The organism is Phenylobacterium aquaticum, from assembly GCF_947378715.1.
Taxonomy (GTDB): Bacteria; Pseudomonadota; Alphaproteobacteria; order Caulobacterales; family Caulobacteraceae; genus Phenylobacterium; species Phenylobacterium aquaticum_A.
In genome coordinates, this window is the sequence record NZ_CANCLE010000246.1 from 1 (window position 1) to 3849 (window position 3849).

Consider the following 3849-nt stretch of genomic DNA (forward strand, 5'->3'; position numbering starts at 1 on the left):
CCGACAGCAGCTGGTCGAGCGGGACCACCTCGTCGACCAGGCCCCAGGCCAGGCCGTCCTCGGCCTTCACCCGACGCCCGGTCAGGAACATCAGATTGGCGCGCTGCTGGCCGATCAGCCGGGGCAGGGTGTGGGTCAGGCCAAAGCCCGGATGGAAGCCCAGCTTGACGAAATTGGCCGAGAATCGGGCTTCCGGCGCGGCGACGCGGAAGTCGGCGACCAGGGCCAGGCCCAGGCCCGCGCCCACCGCCGCGCCCTGGATGGCGGCGACGATCGGGGTCTCGATCGAGAACAGCCGCACGGCCTGGTCATAGAGCGGCGCGATGCCGCCCATGCCCGTGCCGCCGATGCCGTCGGAGGAGACCAGGTCGGCGCCGGCGCAGAAGGGCTTGCCCTCCGAGGCCAGGACCACGGCGCGGGTTACGCCGTCGGCGTCGAGCGCCTCCAGCGTGTCGGCCAGGTCGCGCATCAGGTCGACCGAGACGTGGTTGTTCGGCGGCCGGTGGAAGGTCACCGTGGCCACATGGCCGTCCTGCGCGACCGTGATATCCTTCGTCATCGTTTCGTTCCCATCAGGTTGCGGGCCACCACCATCCGGTGGACTTCCGACGGCCCGTCATAGATCCGCATGTTGCGCACGCTGGCGGCCATCAGCTGCAGGGGCATTTCCTTGGTCATGCCCATGGCGCCGAAGCATTGCATCGCCTGGTCGATCACCTCCCAGGCCATCTCGGTGGCGAAGACCTTGACCATCGAAATCTCCTGACGGACATCGCGACCCTGGTCCAGCTTCCAGGCGCAGTCATAGGCCATCAGCCGGGCGGCGTGGATCTTCATGGCCGCATCCGCCGCCCACCACTGGACCGCCTGGCGGCTCGATAGCGGCGCGCCGAAGGTCACCCGTTGCGGGGCGTACTCGCACATCATGTCCAGCGCCCTTTGCGCCAGGCCGATGCACCAGGCCGCCATCTCCATCCGCCGGGTCGATAGCCGCACCTGCATGGGCGCGAAGCCCTGGCCCTCGACGCCCAGCAGCTTCCAACCCGGCACCCGGCAGTCGTCCAGCGCCACCTCATAGGTGAAGGCCCCGCCGATCATCGGGATGCGGCGCAGGACGTTGAAGCCCGGCGTGCCCTTGTCGACCAGGAAGGCGCTCATGCCGCCCCGGGCGCCCTTCTCCTTGTCGGTGACCGCCATGACGATGGTGAAGTCCGCCTCGGCCGCCCGGCTCGTCCAGATCTTTCGGCCGGTGATCACCCAGTCGTCGCCGTCGCGGACCGCGCGGGTGATCATGCCGGCCGGGTCGGCGCCGGCGCCGGGCTCGGAGATGCCGATGGCGCTGATGGTCTTGCCGGCCGCGTAGGGGGCCAGATAGGCCTCGCGCTGCTGGTCGTTCACCGTCGCCATCAGCATGCGCAGGTTCGGCGAGTCCGGCGGCAGGGTGTAGGGGGTGACGGTCGAGCCCATGGCCTCATTGACCCCGATCAGGGCCACCTGGGGCAGGTCGAAGCCATCCATCTCCTCGGGCGCGTCCAGGCCCCAGAGGCCCAGCTTCTGAGAGACGGCGTCGATCTTGGCCTTCTCATCCTTGGTGATGTGGATGCCCTTGCCGTCGGCTTCTCGGGCCAGGACGGCGCCCTCGAGCGGCATCAGCTCGTCCTTGACGAACCGCTGGGCCAATTCCTTGAGCATCCGATGCTCATCGGACAACGCGAAATCCATCCGTCCCTCCCGATCCCTTTTGCCGACATTGGACGCCTGCCGCCGGGGTGGTCAAAGTGGTTTCGCATTTCCACGGATGTGGAAAGCGCGCCTCACCCTGGGGAAGGAATTGCCAAGCCCGGCCGCTCTGCTACGCCATCGGCAGATCAAGACGTCGATGGGAGGGCGCATGTCGGAAGCCAAACACCTGGCCACGGAGGCCACCGGCCCCCTGAAGGGCGTCCGCATCCTCGACCTGACGAGCGTGGTGTTCGGCGCCTATGCGACCCAGATGCTGGGCGACCAGGGCGCCGAGGTGATCAAGCTGGAGGATCCCGGCTCCGGCCGCGGCGACGGCGGCGACATCATGCGCTGGGCCGGCCATGTGCCGGAGGGCTGCCCCCGCGACCTGGGCCCGATCTTCCTGACCATCAACCGCAACAAGCGCTCCGTGCTGATGGACATGAAGGACCCGGCCTCGCGGCCGTTGCTGGAGGCCCTGATCGCGAGCTGCGACGTGTTCGCCACCTCGATCCGCTATGACGGACTGAAGCGGCTGGGCCTGGCCTATGAGGACATCAAGGCCCTGCGGCCCGACGTGGTCTATGTCCACGCCGCCGGCTACGGCTCCGAAGGCCCCTATGCCGGGGAGCCGGCCTATGACGACCTGATCCAGTCGGCCTCGGGCCTGGCCGACCTGTTGCCGCGCACCGATGGCAATCCCACCCCGCGCATCCTGCCGACCCTGGTGGCCGACAAGGTCTCGGGGCTGTTCATGTGCCAGGCCATCACCGCCGGCCTGCTGCACCGGGAACGCAGCGGCGAGGGCCAGTTCATCGAGGTGCCGATGCTGGAATGCGTCACCAGCTTTAATCTGGTCGAGCACCTCTATGACCACACCTTCGCGCCGCCGACCGGCCAGTGGGCTTATCAGCGGGTCGCCAATCCCAACCGCAAGCCCTACCAGACCAAGGACGGCTACATCGGCCTGCTGCCCTATACCGACAAGCAGTGGGACCAGTTCTTCGCCGCCGCCGGCGTGGGCGAGACCTTCGGCAAGGATCCCCGCTTCTCCGACTACGCCACCCGCGCCAAGCACATCGGCGAGCTCTATGCCCTGGTCGGCGAAACGACGAAGTCCAAGACCACCCAGGAATGGCTGGACCTGCTGAAGCCGCTGTCGATCCCGATCGTGAGGACCGCCCGGCTCGACGACCTGCCGGAGGACCCGCATCTGAAGGCGGTCGGCTTCTTCGAACGCCATGACCATCCGCACGCGGGGGCCTATAACGCCATGAAGCCGCCGGTGAAGTTCACCGGCTCGCCGTCCAACATCCGCCGCCATGCGCCACGGCTCGGTGAGAACACCGCCGAGGTCCGGGCCGAGATGGGGTTCCCCCCGGAGGACTGATGCGCATCTCGGTCGTCGGCAGCTCAGGGTCGGGAAAGTCCACCCTCGCCAGGCGGCTGGCGGCCGTGCTCGACATTCCGCACGTGGAGCTCGACGCCATCAACTGGCAGCCGGGCTGGGTCGACCTCAACAACACTGACCCCGATGAGTTCCTGCGCCGCACCTATGCGGCGCTCGACGGCGCGGCCTGGGTCACCGATGGCAACTATTCCAAGGTGGCCGCCGCCACCCGGGCGCGGGCCACCGACCTGATCTGGCTCGACTATCCCAAGGCCCTGATCATGAGCCGGGTGATCCGCCGCTCGCTGGTCCGCGCCATCGGCGGCCAGGAGCTGTGGCCCGGCACCGGCAACACCGAGAGCTTCGCCCGCTGGCTCGACAAGGAGCACCCCATCCGCTGGAGCTGGGACACCTATGCCCGGATCAAGACCCGCTATGCGGCGATGAGCGTCGACGGGACCTGGGACCATCTGCGCATCCACCGCCTCACCCATCCGCGCGAAGCCGACGCGCTTGTGGCGAGGCTGGCGGCGGAGGCCCACTGAGCTATTCCCTTCCCCTTCATGGGCAGGGTGGCTGGCGCGGAGCACCAGACGGGTGGGGTTCCGCGGACGCTGATCCCCACCCTGATCGCTTCGCGATCTGTCCCTCCCCATGAAGGGGAGGGAGGTCTCTGGTGCTTAGACCGGCGAGAACACCGGCACGGGCGGGCCGCCCTCGGTGGGCTGGAACTTCAG

3 protein-coding genes and 3 pseudogenes are annotated in these 3849 nt (G+C 68.1%); 2 read left to right on the forward strand and 4 right to left on the reverse strand.

Going from position 1 to position 3849, the window contains the following annotated elements:
• The 4 genes and pseudogenes from Q7P21_RS19875 to Q7P21_RS20520 all read right to left on the reverse strand — a co-directional run.
• A partial coding sequence (locus tag Q7P21_RS19875) for an enoyl-CoA hydratase/isomerase family protein (RefSeq protein WP_304180052.1) occupies positions 1–559 on the reverse strand: 559 nt, incomplete at its 3' end.
• A pseudogene (locus tag Q7P21_RS20510) lies at positions 556–1008 on the reverse strand (acyl-CoA dehydrogenase family protein); the annotation flags it as partial. The gene Q7P21_RS19875 and the pseudogene Q7P21_RS20510, both read right to left, overlap by 4 nt.
• Positions 957–1076, reverse strand: a pseudogene (locus tag Q7P21_RS20515) (hypothetical protein); the annotation flags it as partial. The pseudogenes Q7P21_RS20510 and Q7P21_RS20515, both read right to left, overlap by 52 nt.
• Positions 1066–1722 (reverse strand): annotated as a pseudogene (locus Q7P21_RS20520) (acyl-CoA dehydrogenase family protein); the annotation flags it as partial. The pseudogenes Q7P21_RS20520 and Q7P21_RS20515, both read right to left, overlap by 11 nt.
• 169 nt (positions 1723–1891) lie before the next feature.
• Here Q7P21_RS20520 and Q7P21_RS19885 point away from each other — a divergent pair.
• The gene (locus Q7P21_RS19885; RefSeq protein WP_304170799.1) at positions 1892–3112 is read left to right on the forward strand and encodes a CaiB/BaiF CoA-transferase family protein; all 1221 of its coding nucleotides are present in this window, start codon (positions 1892–1894) and stop codon (positions 3110–3112) included.
• Positions 3112–3657, forward strand: a complete 546-nt coding sequence (locus Q7P21_RS19890; RefSeq protein ID WP_304180054.1) for a hypothetical protein — start codon at positions 3112–3114, stop codon at positions 3655–3657. Before Q7P21_RS19885 ends, Q7P21_RS19890 begins: the two co-directional genes overlap by 1 nt.
• The last annotated feature ends 192 nt before the right edge of the window (positions 3658–3849 follow it).